Annotated in this window: 23 protein-coding genes, 6 tRNA genes and 4 riboswitches; of the genes, 26 read left to right on the top strand and 3 right to left on the bottom strand. The window is 36.4% G+C overall.

Going from position 1 to position 21,675, the window contains the following annotated elements; translation table 11 throughout:
* Window positions 1-21 precede the first annotated feature (21 nt).
* From AZF08_RS07200 to AZF08_RS07165, 8 genes are all read left to right on the top strand, one after another.
* Window positions 22-97 (top strand) — tRNA-Phe (locus AZF08_RS07200).
* Between the two features lie 14 nt (window positions 98-111).
* A tRNA-Thr gene (locus AZF08_RS07195) sits at window positions 112-184 on the top strand.
* 6 nt (window positions 185-190) lie between these two features.
* Window positions 191-261 (top strand) — tRNA-Trp (locus tag AZF08_RS07190).
* An 11-nt stretch (window positions 262-272) separates the two neighbouring features.
* Window positions 273-349: transfer RNA gene (locus AZF08_RS07185), tRNA-Ile, on the top strand.
* A 3-nt stretch (window positions 350-352) separates the two neighbouring features.
* Window positions 353-427, top strand: a tRNA-Asn gene (locus tag AZF08_RS07180).
* Window position 428: 1 nt separating this feature from the next.
* Window positions 429-500 (top strand) — tRNA-Glu (locus AZF08_RS07175).
* Between the two features lie 172 nt (window positions 501-672).
* Window positions 673-1,092 (top strand): CBS domain-containing protein, encoded by a 420-nt coding sequence (locus AZF08_RS07170; RefSeq protein ID WP_033674546.1) that lies wholly within the window; start codon window positions 673-675, stop codon window positions 1,090-1,092.
* A gap of 301 nt (window positions 1,093-1,393) precedes the next feature.
* Window positions 1,394-2,545: a DUF3965 domain-containing protein gene (locus AZF08_RS07165; protein ID WP_033674548.1), complete on the top strand. Its 1,152-nt coding sequence runs from the start codon at window positions 1,394-1,396 to the stop codon at window positions 2,543-2,545.
* A 96-nt stretch (window positions 2,546-2,641) separates the two neighbouring features.
* Here the strand turns inward: AZF08_RS07165 and AZF08_RS07160 are convergent, their stop codons facing one another.
* Window positions 2,642-2,974: a hypothetical protein gene (locus AZF08_RS07160; protein WP_033674549.1), complete on the bottom strand. Its 333-nt coding sequence runs from the start codon at window positions 2,972-2,974 to the stop codon at window positions 2,642-2,644.
* Window positions 2,975-2,980: 6 nt separating this feature from the next.
* The gene (locus AZF08_RS07155; RefSeq protein ID WP_033674552.1) at window positions 2,981-4,132 is read right to left on the bottom strand and encodes an SH3 domain-containing protein; all 1,152 of its coding nucleotides are present in this window, start codon (window positions 4,130-4,132) and stop codon (window positions 2,981-2,983) included.
* Between the two features lie 334 nt (window positions 4,133-4,466).
* Window positions 4,467-4,579, top strand: a riboswitch (TPP riboswitch).
* Window positions 4,580-4,640: 61 nt separating this feature from the next.
* A riboswitch (TPP riboswitch) is annotated at window positions 4,641-4,743 on the top strand.
* Window positions 4,744-4,830: 87 nt separating this feature from the next.
* Here AZF08_RS07155 and tenA point away from each other — a divergent pair.
* The 18 genes from tenA to kdpDN all read left to right on the top strand — a co-directional run bounded on the left by tenA (window position 4,831) and on the right by kdpDN (window position 20,251).
* Complete coding sequence (gene tenA / locus AZF08_RS07150; protein ID WP_033674553.1) at window positions 4,831-5,526, top strand: thiaminase II; 696 nt, start codon at window positions 4,831-4,833, stop codon at window positions 5,524-5,526.
* Window positions 5,495-6,244, top strand: coding sequence for an ABC transporter ATP-binding protein (locus AZF08_RS07145; RefSeq protein WP_033674555.1), 750 nt, complete (start codon window positions 5,495-5,497; stop codon window positions 6,242-6,244). Before tenA ends, AZF08_RS07145 begins: the two co-directional genes overlap by 32 nt.
* The gene (locus tag AZF08_RS07140) at window positions 6,241-6,993 is read left to right on the top strand and encodes an ABC transporter permease (protein WP_033674557.1); all 753 of its coding nucleotides are present in this window, start codon (window positions 6,241-6,243) and stop codon (window positions 6,991-6,993) included. The genes AZF08_RS07145 and AZF08_RS07140 overlap by 4 nt, the downstream gene beginning before the upstream one ends.
* Window positions 6,990-7,991 (top strand): ABC transporter substrate-binding protein, encoded by a 1,002-nt coding sequence (locus AZF08_RS07135; protein ID WP_033674559.1) that lies wholly within the window; start codon window positions 6,990-6,992, stop codon window positions 7,989-7,991. The genes AZF08_RS07140 and AZF08_RS07135 overlap by 4 nt, the downstream gene beginning before the upstream one ends.
* A 10-nt stretch (window positions 7,992-8,001) precedes the next feature.
* The gene (tenI, locus tag AZF08_RS07130; protein ID WP_033674561.1) at window positions 8,002-8,622 is read left to right on the top strand and encodes a thiazole tautomerase TenI; all 621 of its coding nucleotides are present in this window, start codon (window positions 8,002-8,004) and stop codon (window positions 8,620-8,622) included.
* Window positions 8,615-9,739 (top strand): glycine oxidase ThiO, encoded by a 1,125-nt coding sequence (gene thiO, locus AZF08_RS07125; RefSeq protein ID WP_033674562.1) that lies wholly within the window; start codon window positions 8,615-8,617, stop codon window positions 9,737-9,739. The genes tenI and thiO overlap by 8 nt, the downstream gene beginning before the upstream one ends.
* Window positions 9,740-9,910: 171 nt before the next feature.
* Entirely contained in the window at window positions 9,911-10,114 is a 204-nt protein-coding gene (gene thiS, locus AZF08_RS07120; RefSeq protein ID WP_033674564.1) for a sulfur carrier protein ThiS, read from the top strand.
* Between the two features lie 2 nt (window positions 10,115-10,116).
* The gene (thiG, locus tag AZF08_RS07115; RefSeq protein ID WP_033674566.1) at window positions 10,117-10,887 is read left to right on the top strand and encodes a thiazole synthase; all 771 of its coding nucleotides are present in this window, start codon (window positions 10,117-10,119) and stop codon (window positions 10,885-10,887) included.
* Window positions 10,880-11,899, top strand: a complete 1,020-nt coding sequence (locus AZF08_RS07110) for a thiazole biosynthesis adenylyltransferase ThiF (RefSeq protein ID WP_033674568.1) — start codon at window positions 10,880-10,882, stop codon at window positions 11,897-11,899. The genes thiG and AZF08_RS07110 overlap by 8 nt, the downstream gene beginning before the upstream one ends.
* A gap of 6 nt (window positions 11,900-11,905) precedes the next feature.
* Window positions 11,906-12,718 (top strand): bifunctional hydroxymethylpyrimidine kinase/phosphomethylpyrimidine kinase, encoded by an 813-nt coding sequence (thiD, locus tag AZF08_RS07105; RefSeq protein ID WP_082246061.1) that lies wholly within the window; start codon window positions 11,906-11,908, stop codon window positions 12,716-12,718.
* 310 nt (window positions 12,719-13,028) lie between these two features.
* A riboswitch (cyclic di-AMP (ydaO/yuaA leader) is annotated at window positions 13,029-13,174 on the top strand.
* A 93-nt stretch (window positions 13,175-13,267) separates the two neighbouring features.
* On the top strand, window positions 13,268-13,666 hold the full coding sequence (locus AZF08_RS07100; protein ID WP_033674571.1) for a hypothetical protein: 399 nt from the start codon (window positions 13,268-13,270) through the stop codon (window positions 13,664-13,666).
* A 16-nt stretch (window positions 13,667-13,682) separates the two neighbouring features.
* Window positions 13,683-13,922, top strand: a complete 240-nt coding sequence (locus AZF08_RS07095) for a hypothetical protein (protein WP_033674572.1) — start codon at window positions 13,683-13,685, stop codon at window positions 13,920-13,922.
* Between the two features lie 288 nt (window positions 13,923-14,210).
* A riboswitch (cyclic di-AMP (ydaO/yuaA leader) is annotated at window positions 14,211-14,354 on the top strand.
* Window positions 14,355-14,458: 104 nt separating this feature from the next.
* Window positions 14,459-14,563, top strand: a complete 105-nt coding sequence (locus AZF08_RS07090) for a hypothetical protein (RefSeq protein ID WP_033674573.1) — start codon at window positions 14,459-14,461, stop codon at window positions 14,561-14,563.
* Window positions 14,560-14,640, top strand: coding sequence for a K(+)-transporting ATPase subunit F (gene kdpF, locus AZF08_RS07085; RefSeq protein WP_000972376.1), 81 nt, complete (start codon window positions 14,560-14,562; stop codon window positions 14,638-14,640). Before AZF08_RS07090 ends, kdpF begins: the two co-directional genes overlap by 4 nt.
* 19 nt (window positions 14,641-14,659) lie before the next feature.
* On the top strand, window positions 14,660-16,327 hold the full coding sequence (gene kdpA / locus AZF08_RS07080) for a potassium-transporting ATPase subunit KdpA (RefSeq protein WP_033674575.1): 1,668 nt from the start codon (window positions 14,660-14,662) through the stop codon (window positions 16,325-16,327).
* A 13-nt stretch (window positions 16,328-16,340) separates the two neighbouring features.
* Window positions 16,341-18,440 carry a potassium-transporting ATPase subunit KdpB gene (gene kdpB, locus AZF08_RS07075; RefSeq protein WP_033674577.1) on the top strand — a complete coding sequence of 700 codons (2,100 nt, stop codon included), beginning with the start codon at window positions 16,341-16,343 and terminating at the stop codon, window positions 18,438-18,440.
* Between the two features lie 18 nt (window positions 18,441-18,458).
* Window positions 18,459-19,040, top strand: a complete 582-nt coding sequence (gene kdpC / locus AZF08_RS07070) for a K(+)-transporting ATPase subunit C (RefSeq protein ID WP_033674579.1) — start codon at window positions 18,459-18,461, stop codon at window positions 19,038-19,040.
* 65 nt (window positions 19,041-19,105) lie between these two features.
* A complete protein-coding gene (gene kdpDN / locus AZF08_RS07065; protein WP_033674581.1) occupies window positions 19,106-20,251 on the top strand; it encodes a KdpD-like non-kinase potassium sensor in 1,146 nt (381 codons plus the stop codon).
* Between the two features lie 81 nt (window positions 20,252-20,332).
* Here the strand turns inward: kdpDN and AZF08_RS07060 are convergent, their stop codons facing one another.
* Window positions 20,333-21,541: an MFS transporter gene (locus tag AZF08_RS07060; protein ID WP_033674583.1), complete on the bottom strand. Its 1,209-nt coding sequence runs from the start codon at window positions 21,539-21,541 to the stop codon at window positions 20,333-20,335.
* Window positions 21,542-21,675: the final 134 nt, after the last annotated feature.

The raw sequence follows: 21,675 nt of genomic DNA, 5'->3' as shown, positions 1-21,675 counted from the left end.
GGACCGCCATTTTTACATAAAGGCTCGGTAGCTCAGTCGGTAGAGCAGAGGACTGAAAATCCTCGTGTCGGCGGTTCGATTCCGTCCCGAGCCACCATTGTTTTTTGTTAAGCCGGCTTAGCTCAATTGGTAGAGCAACTGACTTGTAATCAGTAGGTTGGGGGTTCAAGTCCTCTAGCCGGCATCACTTAGGGGCATAGTTTAAAGGTAGAACAGAGGTCTCCAAAACCTCCAGTGTGGGTTCAATTCCTACTGCCCCTGTAGTATTTTAAGGGCCTATAGCTCAGCTGGTTAGAGCGCACGCCTGATAAGCGTGAGGTCGATGGTTCGAGTCCATTTAGGCCCACCATATTCCGCAGTAGCTCAGTGGTAGAGCTATCGGCTGTTAACCGATCGGTCGTAGGTTCGAGTCCTACCTGCGGAGCCATGGCCCGTTGGTCAAGTGGTTAAGACACCGCCCTTTCACGGCGGTAACACGGGTTCGAATCCCGTACGGGTCATCCAAAAGAGTCAGCAATTTGCTGGCTCTTTTTTATTGTGAATATATAATGTGAAAAGTCCTTTCTTTTTTATACACTACATCACGAATCTTAATTCCCTTTATTTATATGAAATAAATAAAGGGAATTTGGAAAAGCTATAGTATGTATTAAAAGGAGGGAATGAAGCAGTATGGCAACAGTTAGAGAATTTATGAGTACCAATATTGTACAGTGTACACCACTAGACAATGTGTATGAAGCAGCGGTGAAAATGAAAGAAGAAGAAATTGGTATGATACCAGTTGTAGAAAATCATCAAGTAGTTGGTCTTGTTACGGATCGTGATTTAGTTATACGTGGAATTGCTGAAAAGCATCCAGGTTCTAATAAAATAACAAATGTGATGACAACGGATATTGTTTCGGTATCTCCAAGTGAATCGATTGAAAAGGCAACAGAGTTAATGGCACGGTATCGAATAAGAAGACTACCGGTAGTAGAGAATGGCAGGCTTATTGGGATGTTAGCGTTAGGTGATTTAGCAATAAACGAAGAGGCCGATGATCAGGCTGGATTTGCTTTAAGCGAAATATCTGAAGATGTAGAATGAATTTTTCAGTTGAAAAAATATAATGTATTGAGTCGTCTGTGGACAATAAAACTGGATGCGTTTTATTTAATAGTAAAACGTATCCATGAGGTTGTATTTATAATAGGACGGTATATAAGAGTGAAATGAAATGATTGTATTTCATTTGAAATTTTTGTTAACAGCAACTACTATAAATTTTTATTGCTAAAAAAATGCTATACTAGTAAATATAGGTTTTGTTTTCGGTTTTGAATATGTTAATAATTGCACTTGATAGAATAGAGATTTCATATATAGATAGAAACGGAGAGAGAATACTATGAGGGCTGTACAGAGCGATCCTAATTGGAATTTGGTCACACCTGTGTATGTGGAACCAAGTAATTTTGCCGATTTATTTTCTTTACTTGTACCTGATAATCCAAAAGGAGAAGGTAGAGAACGGACTATTTTAGCCTGGAAAGAAAAAGAATTTTATAAACAAGAAAATTTAGCTCCGTTTATCTTATATGGAATGGATAGAGTAAAAGGCTTACCACAGTTTCATAAAGATGAAATTCCGACGTTAGTTCGCATCGTACATTTATGCCAGAAAATTGGTTGGTATAAAGAGGCGTATACATTTATGGTAAATCATAAATTAGATGAATTTGTTCACACGTCAATGGAATATGAAACATGGGATATTTTAACACAAGTTGTCGCTTGGAATTATTTAATTGTAAAATATCGTACTGGTGAACTAGAAAATAAAGATGTAATGATATGGGAAAGAATTAAATATAACGAAGAATGCATTGAAACATCTGACAAATTATTATCGCATAAGGAAATGCTGGAAATCACATTCTATTATATTTGTAAACAGGCAAAAACATTATCAAAGGAACAGTTAGATCAAGAGATGATGAGTTTAGCCATGTACTGTAATACATATGTGTATGACTTATATATATATGATTTATTAAAGAAATATCGTAAGTGTACAGAGTTTTTAACGTATTATGGACCAAGTCGTTCTGTTGTTGCATGCCAAAGAGCTGTCATTGCCCAAATTTCTGATCGTCTGGACCCGTTAAAAACAACACATGTGGATGATTATTTATATGTAATGAAGGAAATGATGGAACATAGTTCGTTAGAATTTATCAATCGATATGAACATTTCATTGGGAAACTACTATCGTATGTACCATTTTTTGAGATGATTCAAGTGCCGCAGCATGCTTATTATTGTGAAGAGTTGATGTATGTTTGTAAAAGAATTGAATATAAGGAAGAAATCTTGCGGAATTATATATTTATACAACTACATGATTGTTTACCTTCATTTATTAAGCAATTTCTCAAGAATAAACGTTATGCAACAATTCATGATATTTTATTCTATTGGTGTGATAATGAACAAAGAATGAGTTTAGAAAAAAAGTATAATTTAACGTTTATTTATGAGCGATATGCGTGTGGATAATAAAAGAGCCGTATTTTTAGAGGGCGTTTATATAATGTAGATGAAATAAAAAGGATCCCATTTGGAATGGGATCCTTTTTATTTCATCATAGTATTCTAGGCCTCTTGCTGCTGCTTACGATGTTTAGGAATGTAAATATACTGAGAAATAACGAGTAGTACTCCTACGAAAAATACAGGGAATATAGCAGCGGCATGGAAGCCACTATAAATAACATTTGTTATTAAGCTACTAAAAGTAACAAAAGCAGTATATATATGAGAAATTTTTTGTTTTAATCGAATCTTGAACACTTCCATTAAAGTTTCAAAAATAACAAATAAGATGACGATACTTAAAAAGACAACGTTTGTATTATAAATTAATAAACAACAGATTAAACCGAGAAAAGCTATGTATTCAATAATTAATGGGATATTACGTGGCATATGAGATTACCGAACCAAGTAAGGCAGCGGATCAACTGCATTTGTTTTTTCAAAATTCCATTCACCATTATGTAATTCAAAATGGAGATGTTGTCCATAGGAATGCCCGGTATCGCCCATGTGCCCTAATAATTGTCCGGCTTGAACTTGATCACCAGCCTTTACTGTGCGGTCTTTCATATGTGCATAAACTGTTGTATATAGTTTTCCTTTGATAGGATGTGCAACAAATACGACATTCCCATAGCTTGCAGAATAATAAGATCTTATTACTTTACCAGAAGCAGCAGCGTGAATAGAAACATTCCCTGGCGCTGTAATATCTAAACCATAATGCATTTGTTCCCAACGCGTATCGAATGTAGAGCTAATGGTTCCTTGAGTAGGGAATTTAAAAACTGCTGGAATAGATGAGTCTGTTTGTTTGTTATGTGGTTGTTTTTGAATTATATAATGTTTCGCTACAAATCCATAACTTGTTCCGAAACGAATTTTATACCAAGTACCAGCTGTTTCTATAACGTCGATCTGTGTTCCATTTTGTAAAGATCCGATCACGGCAGTGTGTGTTCCAGCACCACGACGTACATTTAGGGTTGGTGTGGCAACGTAGTAGGGAGATTGATTTTGTACTGTAATACCTTTTACTAATGCCTGTGATGTGTTAAATACAAATTCTTTTTTTACATATCCTATTTGTCCATTATGAGAAATTTGATACCAATCCCCTTTTGTTTCTTGGATTGAAATGAATGTACCATTTGGTAATCTATCAAGAATAGAAGATTTTACAGTAGGCTTAGAGCGAATGTTTAATATATTTGCATTTACGATGTAGTTCTGTTTTTGGTACGTGGATTTAGTAAATGAAATATCTCCCTTTTTAATGTAACCAATTGTATTATTTACATTAACTTTATAGTAATCATGTAGAGTATTCAAAATTGTAACAGGTGTGTTAGGAAGAATATTTTTAATAGAGTCACTATCTGTTTTATTATTTGAATATAATATAGTTGTATCCGGATTTATATATCCTGTTTTTGTTGTAGGCATCTGCTGAGCTGATACAGTATGCGTGTCTACTTGTTTTATGGATGGAAGTAGAGATGCGACTGCGACAGTAGCTGCCGTAAAAGCTGTAGCTTTCATTTTCATCTGATAATAGCCCCCCATAGATGTATTATATATTTTTTATTATAGTATAAAGATATAATACTTTTTGCGTTGTTCACATAACTGTAATATGAAATGAGAATAAATAACCATTTTTTAATAAAATCGAAATATATTAAAAGAATAACAGATATATCATCATTAGAATATGGATAGCGAATAGTTTCTTTTTTCTGAATATAAGGTAAAAAAGTAGGGAAGAATAAGAATCTGGAGAACTCTCGTGTTGTGTTCGGTTTGTAGGTTATAAATAAGATTATAAGTTAAAACAGTTGCTGATGATTAATGACAGTGTTATACTGACAATGGAAATTTCATATTGTGCTAGGAGAGCTGGTGTTGCCAGCTGAGAGTAAGGCCGAGAGTCTTTTATCCTTTTAACTACCTGATCTAGATTATGCTAGCGTAGGGAAGCAATTCGGACATTAACGGTCAGTCCCTGTTTCTTTGCGTAAAGAAACAGGGATTTTTTATTGGACAAATTTATAGTAACAACCACTAGGGGTGCTTTGCGTGCTGAGAGAGGAATAATCCTTAACCCTTACAGACCTGATCTAGGTAATACTAGCGAAGGGAAGTGGAACAACAAATACATGCATTTTTATTTGTTGTAACCACTTCTTACATATAGAAGTGGTTTTTTATTTGGATAAATAGATGCAAAGGAAGGGGAAATATAAATGAAATTTTGTGAGAGATTATTTGAGAAAGTACAGCCTGTTTGGGAGAAAAGCCACAATCATCCATTTGTAACTGGAATGGGGGATGGCACGTTAGATAAAGATAAATTCCAATATTACATCATACAAGATTATTTATATTTGCTAGATTATGCAAAACTATATGCAATTGGAGTTGTAAAAGCAACAAATCCACAAGTTATGGCAAAATTTGCAGAACAAATAGATGGCATTTTAAATGGAGAAATGACAATTCATAAACAGTATGCAAAACGTCTTGGTATTTCTGTACAGGAGATGGAGGAGGCAAAACCATCTGCCAAAAATTTAGCGTATACAAACTATATGATGTCAGTATCTCAAAATGGTACGCTTGCGGAGTTAATTGCAGCTCTTCTTCCATGTATGTGGAGCTATTGGGAAATTGGAAAACGTTTAAATGATATTCCAGGAGCAAGAGATCATGAGTTCTTCGGAGAATGGATTCAAGGATATAGCTCAGAAGAATATGGGAATCTTTGCACTTGGCTAATGGATTTATTAAATGAACTAGCTGAAGGAAAGTCAGAACAAGAATTAGCGCGATTGGAAGAGATTTTCTTATATTCCAGCCGATTTGAATATTTATTCTGGGATATGGCATATCGTAAGGAGATGTGGGGTTTTGAGGACCAAGAGCATACTACAGTTTCATAATGTTTCCTTTCATTATGATGAAAAGCCAATCATACATGGCCTAGATGCTTCCGTGCAAGAAAAGGAGTTTGTAAGCATCATTGGACCGAGTGGCTGTGGCAAAAGTACATTATTTCGTTTAATCACAGGATTAGAAGATGCGGCAGATGGAACAATTCAACTGACAGAGACAACGAGTCATCCTGTAGGATATATGCCACAAAAAGATATGCTCCTGCCGTGGAGAACGATTATTGAAAATGCAGCATTACCGTTAGAATGTCAAGGTGCAAAGAAAAAACAAGCACATCTAAAAGCAAAGGAACTTTTAGAACAATTTGGTTTGCAAGGCTATGAGCAAAAGTATCCGAAAGACTTATCAGGTGGTATGAGGCAGCGAGTGTCCTTTATAAGAACCTTATTAACAGGCGGGGACATTTTATTGTTAGATGAGCCATTTAGTGCACTAGATGCATTAACAAAAGCAAGCTTGCAAGAATGGTTGTTTGAACAATGGAAACAGTGGCAAAAAACAATTTTATTCATTACACATGATGTAGAAGAAGCAATTTTTCTTTCTAATCGGATTTTAGTGGTGATGGAGCAGCCTATAACAACTTTGACGGAGCGTATTGTACCACTTGGAATGGATCGCTCAAGAAAAGATTTGTATAAGCCTGAGATACTCGCGTTAAAAGGTGAGCTACTTGGTATGTTGCAAAGGCAGGTGCTCATATGAAGCGTGTTATAGAGTTATTACCTGCATTGATTTTGAGTGGTATCTTACTTGTGAGCTGGGAAGTGGGAGCTAGAATTGTAGACGAGATGTACATTCTGCCATCTCCTACTGCCATCGTAGTTAAAATGTGGGCACTCCGAGACATATTATTTACGGTTCATTTGCCAGCGACGCTATATGTAGTTTTAATAGGTGTTGTTATTTCCATTGCGCTTGGTGTTGGACTCGCAATGTTAATGAATGCTAGCACATGGATGGAAAGGGCATTTTATCCGTTATTAGTTGCTTCGCAAACAATCCCAATTACAGCTCTAGCACCATTATTTGTTCTATGGTTTGGATATTCTATTTGGAGCAAAGTAGTTGTTACAGTTTTAATTACATTTTTTCCGATTGCGGTAAATACGTATGATGGATTGCGCAGTACGAAAAAGGAGTGGGAGGAGCTTTTAGTTACATATGGTGCAACAAAAAAAGATATCTTTCTAAAATTAAAGTTGCCATCTGCGCTTCCTTACTTTTTCTCGGCTTTAAAAATTGCAGTTCCTCTTAGCGTAATTGGAGCAGCAATCGGTGAGTGGCTTGGTGCACAAGCCGGTCTAGGCTATTTTAGTAAACGAATGATGACACAATTAGATGGAGCAGGTGTATTTGCACCAATTGTGTTGTTATCATTACTAGCTATTTTCTTTGTATTACTCATTTCTATATTAGAAAAGAAATTCATTAGTTGGAGGAAACATTCATGAAATTATTCAAACGCATCTTTGTGTTTACATTATTAGTGGCAATGATTGCAGGATGTTCTAGCAATTCAGCATCAGAGAAGAAGGAAACGGAGAAGGAAATAACAGTGATGCTTGATTGGTATCCAAATGCAGTGCATAGCTTCATCTATGCGGCGATTGAAAAAGGGTACTTTAAAGAAGAAGGAGTAAAAGTGAATATTAAATTTCCTTCTAATCCAACTGATCCATTAACGTTAGCGGCGGCAGGAAAAGTAACGGTTGGTTTATATTATCAACCCGATGTTGTCATTGCAAAAGCAAATGAACAAATCCCAGTAAAATCGATTGGGGCTGTTGTCCGTTCACCATTAAATCATGTTGTATCGTTAAAATCAGCTGGAATTCAGTCACCAAAAGATTTAGAGGGTAAGACAGTTGGTTATTCTGGAACACCTTTAAGTGAAGCGTATTTAAAAACGATGATAAAAGAAGCTGGTGGTAATCCAGATAACGTAAAAGTAGTAGATGTTGGATTTGATTTAGTACCAGCTTTAATTACGAAAAAAGTAGATGCTGTAACTGGGGCATACATTAATCATGAAGTTCCTGTTATGCGTCATCAAGGCCATGAACCAGCTTACTTCAATCCAGCTGAGTATGGTGTACCAAATTATCATGAGCTTGTTTTTGTAACAGGTGATAAAACATTGAAAAAAGATAAAGCAGCGTTGCAAGCCTTTTTACGTGGTGCGAAAAAAGGATATGACTTCATGAAGAAGAATCCAGATGAAGCACTGGGTATTTTATTAGATCATCAGGAAAAAGAAAATTTCCCACTTGTTCCAGAAGTTGAAAAAGAAAGTATGAAAATTTTGTTAGAGAAAATGGAAACGAAAGATGAGCCGTTTTTATTAGATACAAAGGAATCATGGGAGAAACAAAATAAATGGTTGAAAGAAAAAGGAATGACAAAAGAGGTTGTTCCTGCCAATGAATTATTCGAAAATATTTTAAAGTAGGCGAATGAATATGAAAGACGAGCTCCATGTTATCTCAAATGGTCAGATGACATTCGAAGAGTTAACGAATGTAGCGATGCAAATTGAGAGTGAGATTGATTATTTGCATATTCGTGAGCGTGAGAAAAGCACAAAAGAATTGTATGAGGGTGTAGAAGGTCTCCTAAAAAGGAGCTTTCCAGCATCTAAGCTTGTAATTAACGATCGAATTGATATAGCTATTTTATTAAATATCCCGCGTGTGCAATTGGGATACCGAAGCGCGAATGTTAGATCTGTTAAGGAGAAGTTTTCGTATTTGCATGTTGGTTATTCTGTGCATTCGTTAGAAGAAGCAATCGTAGCATTCAAAAACGGAGCCGATTCACTTGTTTATGGTCATGTATTTCCAACGAGTTGTAAGAAAGGTGTTCCAGCAAGGGGATTGGAAGAAATTTCAGATATGGCAAGAAGATTAACGATACCAATTACAGCTATTGGAGGGATAACACCCGAAAATACGGGAGAGGCCCTTATGGCTGGTGTGAGTGGTATCGCTGTAATGTCTGGCATTGTGAGTGATAACGAACCATATGAGCAGGCCAGGTTATACAAGGAAACAATAAGAAAGTGGGCGGAAAATCATGGGTAAGAAGTATGATGTAGCCATTATTGGCGGTGGTGTGATTGGTAGTTCAGTTGCACATTTTCTAGCAGAAAGAGGATATCAAGTTGCAATTGTTGAGAAACAAAGGGTTGCGTCTGAAGCATCTAAAGCAGCCGCTGGTTTACTTGGTGTACAGGCAGAATGGGATGCGTATGATCCATTATTTGAGCTTGCTAGAGAGAGCCGTGCAATATTTCCGCAACTTGCACAAGATTTACGAGAAAAAACGGGTATTGATATTGGATATGAAGAGAAAGGCATATATCGAATTGCTCAAAATGAAGATGAGAAGGCAAGAATACTTGATATTATGAACTGGCAACAGCAAACGGGTGAAGAATCGTATTTCATTACAGGAGATCAGCTTCGTGAAAAAGAACCTTTTCTGTCTTCATCGATTATCTGCGCTGTATATTATCCGAAAGATGGTCATGTTATTGCGCCGGAACTTACAAAAGCATTTGCACACTCTGCGGCCGTTTCTGGGGCTGACATATATGAACAGACAGAAGTATTTGATATCAAAATAGAAAACAATCGAGTAACTGGAATTATCACGAATGAAGGCAAAATTTCATGTGAAAAGGTAGTAATCGCAGGTGGCTCATGGAGCACGAAATTACTTCATCATTTTCATAGGGATTGGGGTACATATCCTGTGAAAGGGGAAGTAATTGCTGTAAAGAGCCGTAAACCACTACTGCAATCTCCTATTTTTCAAGAGCGATTTTATATTGCACCAAAACGCGGTGGACGTTATGTAATTGGAGCGACGATGAAGCCTCATACGTTTAATAAGTCTGTACAACCAGAAAGTATTACTTCGATATTAGAGCGTGCTTATACAATCTTGCCAGCTTTGAAAGAAGCAGAATGGGAAAGTGCTTGGGCGGGATTGCGGCCACAATCTAATCACGAGGTTCCTTATATGGGGGCACATGAGGAAATAAAGGGGTTGTATGCTTGCACCGGTCATTATCGAAATGGAATTTTATTGAGCCCTGTCTCTGGTCAATATATGGCAGATTTAATAGAGGGAAAGCAAGGAAATCATTTGCTAGATTCATTGCTTTCAAAATCGATTTATATAAATCGATTTTGATTTTTAACATATAAGTTACTGTTATGAAAAATAAAAGGTGACTTGCACTCGTGTTCTCTCTTTGTTTTCACTTGGCATGGAGCAGGAAGGGGGATCTGACTGTTTCTATGCATGGTCGGATGCTCTCTCCCACCTAAAAAGAAAGGGTTTATATAGAAAGGGGATGGAAGCTTGAACTTAAAAATTAATGGTAAGCAAGTAGAGGTACCTGTAAGTATTAAAACAGTAGCAGAATTGCTTACACATTTAGGGCTAGATACAAAGATTGTCGTGGTAGAACGTAACCAGGATATTTTGCAAAAGGAAGACCATCGAGATACATCTGTTTTTGATGGAGACCAAATTGAGATTGTAACTTTCGTAGGAGGCGGTTGATTATGTTAAACATTGGACCATTTACATTTCATTCTAGACTTTTATTAGGAACAGGAAAATTCCCTGATTTTGATGTGCAGCAGAAAGCAATTGAAGTATCAGAGGCAGAGATTTTAACATTCGCTGTACGTCGTATGGATATATTTGATGCAGACCAGCCGAATTTATTAGAAAAAATCGATCTGAAGAAATATACATTACTACCAAATACAGCCGGAGCAAAAAATGCTGAAGAAGCTGTTCGTATTGCAAAATTAGCAAAAGCCTCCGGACTTTGTGACATGGTAAAAGTAGAGGTTATTGGTGATGATAGAACGTTATTACCTGATCCAGTAGAAACGTTAAAAGCATCTGAAATGTTGCTCGAGGAAGGTTTTATCGTTCTTCCTTATACATCTGATGATGTTGTATTAGCTCGTAAATTACAGGAACTAGGTGTTCATGCGATTATGCCTGGTGCCTCACCAATTGGTTCAGGACTTGGAATTGTGAATCCATTAAATTTAAGCTTTATTATTGAACAAGCAACTGTACCAGTCATTGTTGATGCAGGTGTTGGTAGCCCAGCTGATGCAGCGTTTGCAATGGAATTAGGAGCAGACGGTGTGTTATTAAATACAGCTGTATCTGGTGCGAAAGACCCTATTAAAATGGCATTCGCAATGAAACTAGGTATTCATGCAGGACGCTTAGGATTTGAAGCAGGACGTATTGCACGTAAGCGTTGTGCAACAGCAAGTAGTCCGTTAGAAGGAATGAGCGTAGTTGAATAATCGATATTCTCGCCAAGAGTTATTTTCTCCAATTGGAGAAAAGGGACAGCAAAAGATAGGACAAAAACATGTACTAATCATCGGTGCAGGTGCACTTGGTAGTGCGAATGCAGAGATGCTTGTAAGAGCTGGTGTAGGCCGTGTGACAATTGTGGATCGGGATTATATTGATTGGAGTAATTTACAACGTCAGCAGCTGTATTGTGAGGAGGATGTGAAAAATAACCTTCCCAAGGCTGTAGCAGCACAAAGTCGTTTGCAAGCAATTAATAGTAATGTAACCGTAGCAGCTTTTGTGCAAGATGTAACAGCGGAAGAATTAGAACAGCTGGTTACAAATGTAGACGTGATGATTGATGCAACTGATAATTTTGAAACACGTTTTATTGTAAATGATATATCACAAAAACATTCGATTCCATGGATTTATGGAGCGTGTGTAGGAAGCTATGGTCTTTCTTATACGATTTTGCCAGGAAAAGCGCCATGTCTATCTTGTTTACTACAATCGATCCCGCTTGGCGGAGCAACATGTGATACAGCCGGTATTATTTCACCTGCTGTATCTCTTGTTGTTTCTCATCAAGTAACGGAAACCCTTAAATTGTTAGTAGAGGATTATGAAGCCCTTCGAGATGGGCTTGTATCGTTTGATGTATGGAAAAATGAATATTCATGTATGAATGTGCAAAAGCTTCGCAAACATAATTGTCCATCATGTGGTGAGGGGGCAATATACCCATATTTAAATACAGAGAATACATCGAAAACTGCTGTTTTATGCGGGAGGAATACAGTTCAAATTAGAACACCTCATAAGGAACAGCTTGATTTTGAGCGGTATAAAGAAATATTACATGATCGCGTAGCAGATTTAAACATAAATCCATATCTACTATCATTTTCAGTCGAAGGCAAACGGCTAGTTGCCTTTCAAGATGGACGCGTACTTGTGCATGGGACGAAGGATGTAGTAGAAGCAAAAACAATTTATCATCGCTATTTTGGATAGAAAAGGATGAGTGAAATGAAAGTGAATAAAGCTTTAACAATTGCTGGATCTGATAGCGGCGGTGGTGCAGGAATTCAAGCGGATTTAAAAACATTTCAAGAGCTTTGTGTATATGGAATGACGGCTATCACTGCTATTACTGCCCAAAACACACTTGGTGTGCAAGGGGTATATCCTGTTACCCTGGAAGGGATTAAGGAGCAATTAAATTCAATTGGTACAGATTTAACACCAGATGCTGTTAAGCTTGGTATGTTGTTTAGTAGTGAAATTATTAAAGTTGTAGCAGAACATATTAAAAAGTTTGATTGGAATAATATTGTACTAGATCCTGTTATGATTGCAAAGGGCGGTGCTTCGTTATTACAACAAGAAGCAGTACAGGCGTTAAAAGAATATTTATTGCCAATTGCAACAGTTGTGACTCCGAACGTACCAGAAGCAGAAGTATTAACAGGGATGGAAATTCATAATATCCGCGATAGTAAAGAAGCTGCGAAGGTGTTGCATAGTTTAGGAGCGACATATGTTCTTATGAAAGGTGGACATGCAGCGTATCAAGGGAACGAAGTTATCGATTTATTATTTGATGGCGAGCAGTTTATTGAATATCGAAGCGAACGAATTGATTCAAAACAAACGCATGGTAGCGGTTGTACATTTGCATCAGCCGTTACGGCAGGACTTGCAAAAGGATATCGAATCCAAGAAGCTGTTCAAGAAGCAAAAAAGTTTATTAGTATAGCGATTGAACAGCAATTAAATATTGGAAGTGGTCATGGACCAACGAATCATTTTGCTTATAAACTGAAACTTTAATCAGTGGGGGCTTTATCCCACACTGATTATTAGCCCTCACCAATCGGGCTTTTATGGGCAGTTGATCCTCCACCTAGCTTCTTTGCTTTTGCTGAATTTTGAGATGGGAGTCTTACTGCCCGCGAATAGCGGGGGAAACGTCAAGAAATTCATGCATAAATATTCGGATTTTGATGAGGAAACCAGTTTTTATAACTGGTTTTTTTGTTGTTTACTTTTTCCATATTTAGGAGTAGTATATCATCCAGAATCTGTTTTTACTTCTGTATTGATTAAGGGATCAAGCAGCAGCGTAGGAATAGAAACGTATTTTGTTGAAACGCTGAGTCCAGTATAGGGAGCGGAGGAACCAAATTGTGCATTGGCACTAGGGGTGAATCTTTCATGATGAAAGTAGGGCTACTCTCAAAGTCCGAATCCGACAGCTAACTTCGTAAGCGTCTTGAGAGGGGATGGTGTAACGATGGATACATCGCTTCATCGGTCTGGTTAGTATAGGAGAATATCAATCTATATTTGAATTCTTTTATGCTAAGGAGGATGATGTGCATGAATGGGGAAAAAGAATTAACGCTCATTTGTGTAGGAGAAGAAAATAAAGTAAATAGTTTACGAGAATTGTTACCTTTTCAAAGTGATATGATTATTTTTACAGCAGATGAACATGTAGCAGCAGTAGTGCGAGCAAGTGGATTTGAATCAGCCTATTGTTGCAATAAAGATCGGGATCTAACAAGTATTTGTAGCGGAATAAAAAAGGTAATTTTGCTAGGAGATGAACTTCCAACAGTTAGTTTTTTTACCGAGCGTATTCGCTTTTCTTTTCAAGCACCTATTACAGTTGTCACAAGAAATAAAAGATATCCAGTAAGGCTCTATCAAACAATTGGAGCTAAATTTGTAGTATTTACGAATTGTGATAACATTTCTTTTTTATTTTTCGAGTAGGGTGGGGGAAGTGAAGATGAGAGTCTTATTACGTGAGGATATAGCTAATCGTTGGGCAGTATCGATAGAGCGGGTTCAAGAACTAGCAACGCAAGATCCTGTTTTTCCAAAGCCATATATGGTATTGCCATCAGGAGATATTTTGTATTTAGAAATGGATGTTATTGAGTATGAAAAAACGCATGTGGAGCTGACGCAGGTCTATATTCGGGGGAGAAATTTGCGTTCATTTTTATCCCGTATGAATGAGGGGTAAACTCTTGCAGATATACAGAGAATAGATTGGTAATGAAAAAGAGAGCGAATCCAGGGTGCTAGAAAAAGGTGCTCAGGTTAATTCGCTCTTTTTTCTTTCATATTAAAAGATGATTTTAATAAAAAAGAAAGAAAAGACAAGGAAACAGATGATAAAATACGAATTCTAGCTAATGTAAACGTTTAAATGATGAAATTTTTTCTTATTTTAGGTAATTCCCCTCTTTACAAGTCAAATATAGAGGAGTATATTTACAATCATAAATTGTTCATAAATATTTCCAAAAACAACCTGATATCGCTGAGTCCAGAAATGGAGCGGGGGAACCAATTTTGTGCATTGTCACTTGGGGTGAATCTTTCATTACGAAAGTAGGGCTACTCTTTAGGCCCGAATCCGACAGCTAACCTCGTAAGCGTTTGGAGAGGAGGTTTACTTTTGTGTTGTTCATTTTTGAACACTGAGTAGAGCCTCAGTGTTCTTTTTTTGATGGATAGATGGTAAAATTTTACATTAAAAAAGAGAGAGGGATTGTAATGCTTGATGTTGTGATGATTGGGATCTTTGTTGTATTAGTAGCATCTATGATAGGACTTGCAAGCTGGTCAGATAAAGTTGTGAAAGAAGGGAAGCAACCATGATGATTGCCTTATCGATTATTGTTGCAGCGATTACTGTGTATCTAGTTTATGCGTTATTAAATCCAGAGAAGTTTTAATTAGGGGGAATCATTCATTATGATTTGGGTTGCAGTTGTTATCACAATGATATTATTTATTCTTGTTGCAAAGCCAACGGGCATTTATTTAGAGAAAGCTTTTCAAGGTAGTAGAAAATTAGATAAAGTATTTGGGCCTTTTGAAAAATTTATTTTCAAAATTGCAGGTGTTAGGTCATACAATCAAACATGGAAACAGTACGCGTTATCATTAGTTGCACTTAATGGATTTATGATTGTTGTTGTATATTTTATTTTCCGTTTGCAAGGTGTATTGCCGTTAAATCCAGCGCATATTGAAGGGATGGAGCCAACACTTGCTTTTAATACAGCCATCAGCTTTATGGCAGATACAAACTTACAGCATTATAGCGGTGAAAATGGATTATCTTATTTATCACAGTTAATTGGGATTACATTTTTAATGTTTACTGCACCGGCAACAACATTGGCACTTGTAATGGCTTTTATAAGAGGATTAGCAGGCAAGGAACTTGGTAACTTTTTCGTTGATTTTACACGAGCATTAACAAGGGTCTTTCTTCCAATTGCATTTGTTGCAGCACTGATTTTTGTTGCTTTAGGTGTACCACAAACGTTAGATGGAGCGGTTTCAGCAAACACGATTGAAGGTGTGAAACAAAGTATTTTGCGTGGTCCAGTAGCTTCATTCGTTTCAATTAAGGAACTTGGTAATAATGGTGGTGGATTCTTCGGAGCAAACTCCACACATCCATTTGAAAATCCAGGTCAAATAAGCAACATTTTACAAATGATGCTCATGATGTTATTACCAACGGCGTTACCATTTACGTATGGAAGAATGGTCGGGAATAAAAAACAGGGACGTATCCTTTTCGTTTCACTATTTATGGTATTTTTCGTTGGTTTTGCAACGATTGTGTCATCAGAATTGCATGGTAATCCAGCATTAAATCAAATGGGAATGGAAAGCGTACAAGGTAGTACAGAAGGGAAAGAAGTACGATTTGGAACAGCCTTTTCTTCATTGTATGCGACAGTAACGACAGCAGCAGAAACAGGTGCAGTTAATACAATGCATGACACGTTAACACCAATTGGTGGATTGGTACCACTTGTAAACATGATGTTAAATACAGTGTTTGGCGGCGTTGGGGCAGGTTTTGTCAATATCATTATGTACGCAATTATTGCAGTCTTTATATCTGGATTGATGGTTGGACGAACACCAGAATTTTTAGGTAAAAAAATTGAAGGAAAAGAAATGAAATTAATTGCGGTAACGATATTATTTCATCCATTGCTTATTTTAGGATTCTCAGCATTAGCTCTTTCAACTCATTTAGGGACGGATGCAATTTCTCATTCAGGCTTTCATGGTTTAACGCAAGTTGTATATGAGTATACATCTTCCGCTGCTAACAATGGATCTGGATTTGAAGGATTAGGAGATAATACACCATTTTGGAATATTACAACTGGTTTAGTTATGTTTTTAGGACGTTATTTCAGTTTAATTACAATGTTAGCTGTAGCAGCTTCATTGAAAGAGAAGACGGTAGTACCAGAAACGGTAGGAACATTCCGCACTGATAATAGTTTATTTGGGGGCATTTTCATTGGAACAATTGTAATCGTTGGTGCATTAACGTTCTTCCCAATGTTAGTGCTAGGACCAATTGCAGAATTTCTTACATTGAAGTAATGGAGGGTAAATGATGAGACCTGTAGTGGTAAAAGAAAAACAAGCTAATCAATCGAGTACATCATCAATACATGTTGTAGAAAGTGAAGTTAGACAAGCGAAAACAATGGATCGTGATATTGTTATACATGCCATGAAACAATCAGTTGCAAAGTTGAATCCGAAAGTAATGGTGAAAAACCCAATCATGTTCGTAGTAGAAATTGGATTTATTATTACTTTTATTTTATCGTTTCTTCCGAATAGTTCTAGTAGTATACCAGGTTGGTTCAATATAACAGTTTCTCTCATTCTATTATTTACAGTTTTGTTTGCTAACTTTGCAGAAGCTTTGGCAGAAGGGCGTGGCAAAGCACAAGCAGATTCTTTGAAACAATCGAAGAAAGATGTATTTGCAAACGTCATAAAAGAAAATGGGAAAATCGTTCAAGTTTCAGCCACTGAACTGAGAAAGGGCGACATTGTAATTGTAAAACAAGGAGAAATGATTCCAAGTGATGGTGAAGTAATTAAAGGTTTAGCATCAGTAGATGAATCTGCTATTACGGGAGAATCCGCTCCTGTCATTAAAGAAGCTGGTGGAGACTTTTGTTCAGTAACAGGCGGTACAATGGTTGTAAGTGATGAGATTACAATTTCGATTACAAGCAATCCAGGTGAGTCATTTATAGATAAAATGATCTCTTTAGTAGAAGGAGCAGCTCGTCAAAAAACACCGAATGAGATCGCTCTGAACACAGTATTAACTAGCTTAACTCTAATTTTCTTAATTGTTGTTGTGACACTACCTATCTTTACAAACTATTTAGGTTTCAAGATTGATACAGCTGTACTGGTAGCACTTCTAGTTTGTTTAATTCCAACGACAATTGGTGGTTTATTATCAGCCATTGGGATTGCCGGAATGGACCGTGTTACGAAGTTTAATGTATTAGCAATGTCAGGTAAAGCTGTAGAAGCTGCTGGTGATATTAATACAATTATTTTGGATAAAACAGGTACCATTACTTTTGGGAATCGGATGGCACATACATTACTTCCTGTAGGGAACGAAACAATTGAACAATTAGCAAAATGGGCTGCATTAGGATCAGTTTTAGACGAAACACCAGAAGGTCGCTCTGTAATTGAATATGTAAAATCAAAAGCTCTATCATATAACAGTGAGCTTGCTGAGCAAGGTGAGTTCGTTCCGTTTAAGGCAGAAACAAGAATGAGTGGTGTAGACTTACTTGATGGTACAAAAGTAAGAAAAGGTGCAGTTGGTGCCGTTATTGAGTGGGTACAAGCACAAGGTGGTACGATTCCAAAAGATGTGAATCAAAAGGCAGATTTAATTTCAAAAGAAGGTGGGACACCACTTGTAGTTGCAGTGGATAATCGTATTTATGGATTGATCTATTTAAAAGATACTGTAAAACCCGGTATGCGTGAACGTTTTGAACAGCTTCGTCAGATGGGAATCAAAACAGTCATGTGTACAGGTGATAACCCATTAACAGCAGCAACTATTGCGAAAGAAGCAGGGGTAGATGAGTTCGTTGCAGAATGTAAGCCGGAAGATAAAATTGCAGTTATTAAAGCAGAACAAGATAAAGGAAAACTTGTGGCAATGACAGGTGATGGTACGAATGATGCACCAGCATTAGCACAAGCTGATGTAGGATTAGCAATGAATAGCGGAACAACAGCTGCGAAAGAAGCGGCGAATATGATTGACTTAGATTCCAATCCAACAAAAATTATTGAGGTTGTAGGGATTGGTAAACAGCTATTAATGACACGTGGTGCATTGACAACATTTAGTATTGCAAATGATATAGCGAAATACTTTGCAATTATCCCGGCGATGTTTACATTAGCAATTCCGCAAATGGAAGCACTGAACATAATGAAATTAACTTCGCCGCTTTCAGCTATTTTATCAGCATTGATATTTAATGCGATTATTATTCCATTACTCATTCCATTAGCAATGAAGGGGATTGCGTATAAACCAATGAGTTCCAATGCGTTGCTTGGTCGCAACTTATTGATTTATGGGCTTGGCGGAGTGATTGTTCCTTTCATTGGAATTAAAGTAATTGATCTGCTTGTAGGATTGTTTATATAAGGAAGAGGGGAAAAGAAGATGGCTAAAAAACAAAATATACTTTCACCGGTCATTCGTGTTACTTTTACATTTCTTGTCCTGTGTGGGATTTTATACCCATTGCTTGTAACTGGAATTGCACAAGCAGTTATGAAGGATAATGCGGACGGAAGTCTTATATATAATGAAAAAAATGAAGTGATTGGTTCAAAACTAATTGGCCAAAATTTTAAAGATCCACGATATTTTCATGGACGTATCTCTAGTATAGAATATAAAGCAGAAGCATCAGGATCAAATAACTATGCACCATCTAATCCAGATTTAGTAAAACGTGTAGAAGAAAGTGTAGCAAATTGGAAAGATAAAAATCCAGCTGTTCCAGTTACGGAAGTACCGATGGATTTAGTGACGAATTCAGGCTCTGGATTAGATCCTGATATTAGTCCGCAGGCAGCTTATATACAAGTTGATCGCATCTCGAAATTAACAAATATTCCGAAAAATAAAATAAATCAAGTGATTAAGTCTCAAACAGAAGGTGCTGCACTTGGATTATTTGGAGAAGACCGTGTAAACGTCTTGAAATTAAATTTGGAATTACAAAAAATAATAAAATAGTATCAACGCTACCTCAATCCAACCGATTGAGGTAGCGTTGTTTGATAAGAAAGGTTGTGTGTGTAATGTATGCAGATGACTATAACCCGACGTTCCAAAGGCGAACACCAGAAGAATATTTAGAATATATTCGTCAACAAAATCGTGGGAAATTAAAGTTATATGTAGGTGCTGCTCCAGGAGTAGGAAAAAGTTATAAAATGTTGTTTGACGCTAGGGAGATGAAAAAAGAGGGAATTGATATTGTAATAGGTTTAATTGAAACACATGGAAGAAAAGAGACAGAAGAAGCAATTGCTGATTTAGAAAAAATTCCTTTAAAAGAAATGAATTATAAAGGAAAAGTATTTTATGAACTTGATGTAGATAGAATTATAAAACGAGCACCGCATGTAGTTGTTGTAGATGAATTGGCACATAGCAATATACCTGGATCAAAAAACAAGAAACGCTATATGGATGTAGAAGAATTGTTAGAAGCGGGGATATCGGTATTATCAGCATTTAATATTCAGCATTTAGAAAGCGTTCATGATATTGTAGAACAAATAACGAATGTAAAAGTAAGAGAACGTGTTCCTGATTTTATTTTACAAAAAGCAAATGAGATTCAACTCGTTGATGTAACACCAGAAGTATTACGGAAACGATTAATAGATGGGAAAATATATAAGGAAGAAAAAATTCAACGGAGCCTGCAAAATTTTTTTACAATTAATAATTTAGGAGCTTTACGAGAGTTGTCACTTCGTGAAGTTGCAGATGATATGGATGAGAAAATTAGTCAATCGGTTACGGAACCAATAGGTGTAAAAGAAAAAATTCTCGTCTGTGTGCAATACAGTTCAACAGCAGAGAAATTAATAAGACGTGGCTGGCGCATGGCGAATCGATTAAATGCAGAATTATATGTGTTAAACGTTGAAAGAGAAAATATAGAATCTTTATCGGCAGGAAAAAGGCAAATAATCAACGAGTGGAAAGATTTTACAAATCAATTCTATGCTACTTTTTTATTAGAAGAAGCAAGAGGAAGAAAACCAGCTGATGTCATTATTGACGTGGCGAAACGATTGCAAGTCACACAAATTTTGCTTGGGCAATCAGCAAGAACAAGGTGGGAAGAAATTCGAAAAGGATCAATTGTAAATGAAATTATGAGGCAAACAAAACATATTGATATTCATATTGTTGCTGATCAAAGAGTATAAATAAAAGAGAGAATGTCCAAATGCAGTAAACTAGCTGTTTTCGGACATTCTCTTTTTGTTTGTATATTAGATAGATAAATATTATTTAGCCTTTTGAATCGCTTCTTTTTTCACATGATAAAGAGTTAATTTTTTCATAGCATATAAGACCACAATTAGAAAAACAATTGCTTCTGCAAAGAAAATCCAAAAGTAATTTTGATTAAATAACAGAAAACTACCTACGATTGGACCTGTGCCCATTCCTATATAGCGAATAAAGTTGTAGATACCAATGGCGGTTGCTCGTTCTTCTACAAATTCTTCTGTTAATAAAGTGGTATGAGTTGGCATCGATAACCCCATGCTAAAACCGTATAGGGATGTAGCAATGACAAGGATTGGGATGTTTATATAATATGTAAAAGAGAATAGGAGAACGCATATGATGTTGAAGAAACTAGTGATAAGCAAAGCTTGTTTCCCACAGAGTAATGGTTGTGAAAATTTGTAGCAATAACTTCCTAGCATAATACATAGGGACATTGGTACAAACATAAGCCCGATTTCACCTGTGCTTAGATGAAATAGATTTGTTAATATGGAGGGTAAAAAAACGAGAAAACAAAAATAAATACAAAACTGCATAAAACCAATAATCGCAATAGAAAATCCAGTTTTATGTTGTAAGATGCTCCAATAGTTATTTGTTGTTTTTGTTTGTTTAAGTACAGCTGGTTTTGTTTCTGGGAGCAGTGAGATATTTGTAATTAATAAAATTACACCAATTATAGATAAAAAGAGAAAAATAGATACGTGTCCATTTATATTTCCAAGATAGCCACCCATGAGAGGACCTACTGCAGGGGCGAGTGCAAGTAGCGTTTGATAGAGACTCATTGCTTGTCCGCGTTCTTTTCCTTCGAATAAGTCGCCAATAATAGTAGCAGCTACTACAGGTATAGCTGCTAGCCCTAACGCTTGAATCGCTCTAAAAATAAGGAATAAATAGATGTTTGTTGTGAAGGCACAACCGATTGAACCGATCGTACTTATCAATAGACTAGGAATAAGAATGTATTTTCGTCCTTTTGCATCAATTAATGGTCCGTAAATAAGCTGCATAATTGCAAGAATAAAAGTGAAAATAGAAACGGTTAAATTTACAAGATAAAGAGAGGTGTGAAAAGAATTTTGAATCATTGGTAAGATAGGCGTGTAAATATTTTGGGAAAAAGACCCTAACAGAGCGCTAATGCAAACGATGTATAAAATAAACTTTAATCTTGATGAAGAAAATGAATGGTTCATAATAAAACCTCCTTATTTTTAGTTTCCTTGGAAACTAAATTAATTTTAACACTATTTTCTTACTTGTAAAGATGAAAAATGATTTTAATTTTTATTTTAAAATGGTATATAATTAAATTGTTTCTAGGGAAACT

Origin of the sequence: Bacillus gaemokensis, assembly GCF_001590835.1 — a bacterium.
GTDB lineage: Bacteria > Bacillota > Bacilli > Bacillales > Bacillaceae_G > Bacillus_A > Bacillus_A gaemokensis.
This window is presented reverse-complemented; position numbering and strand designations above follow the sequence as displayed.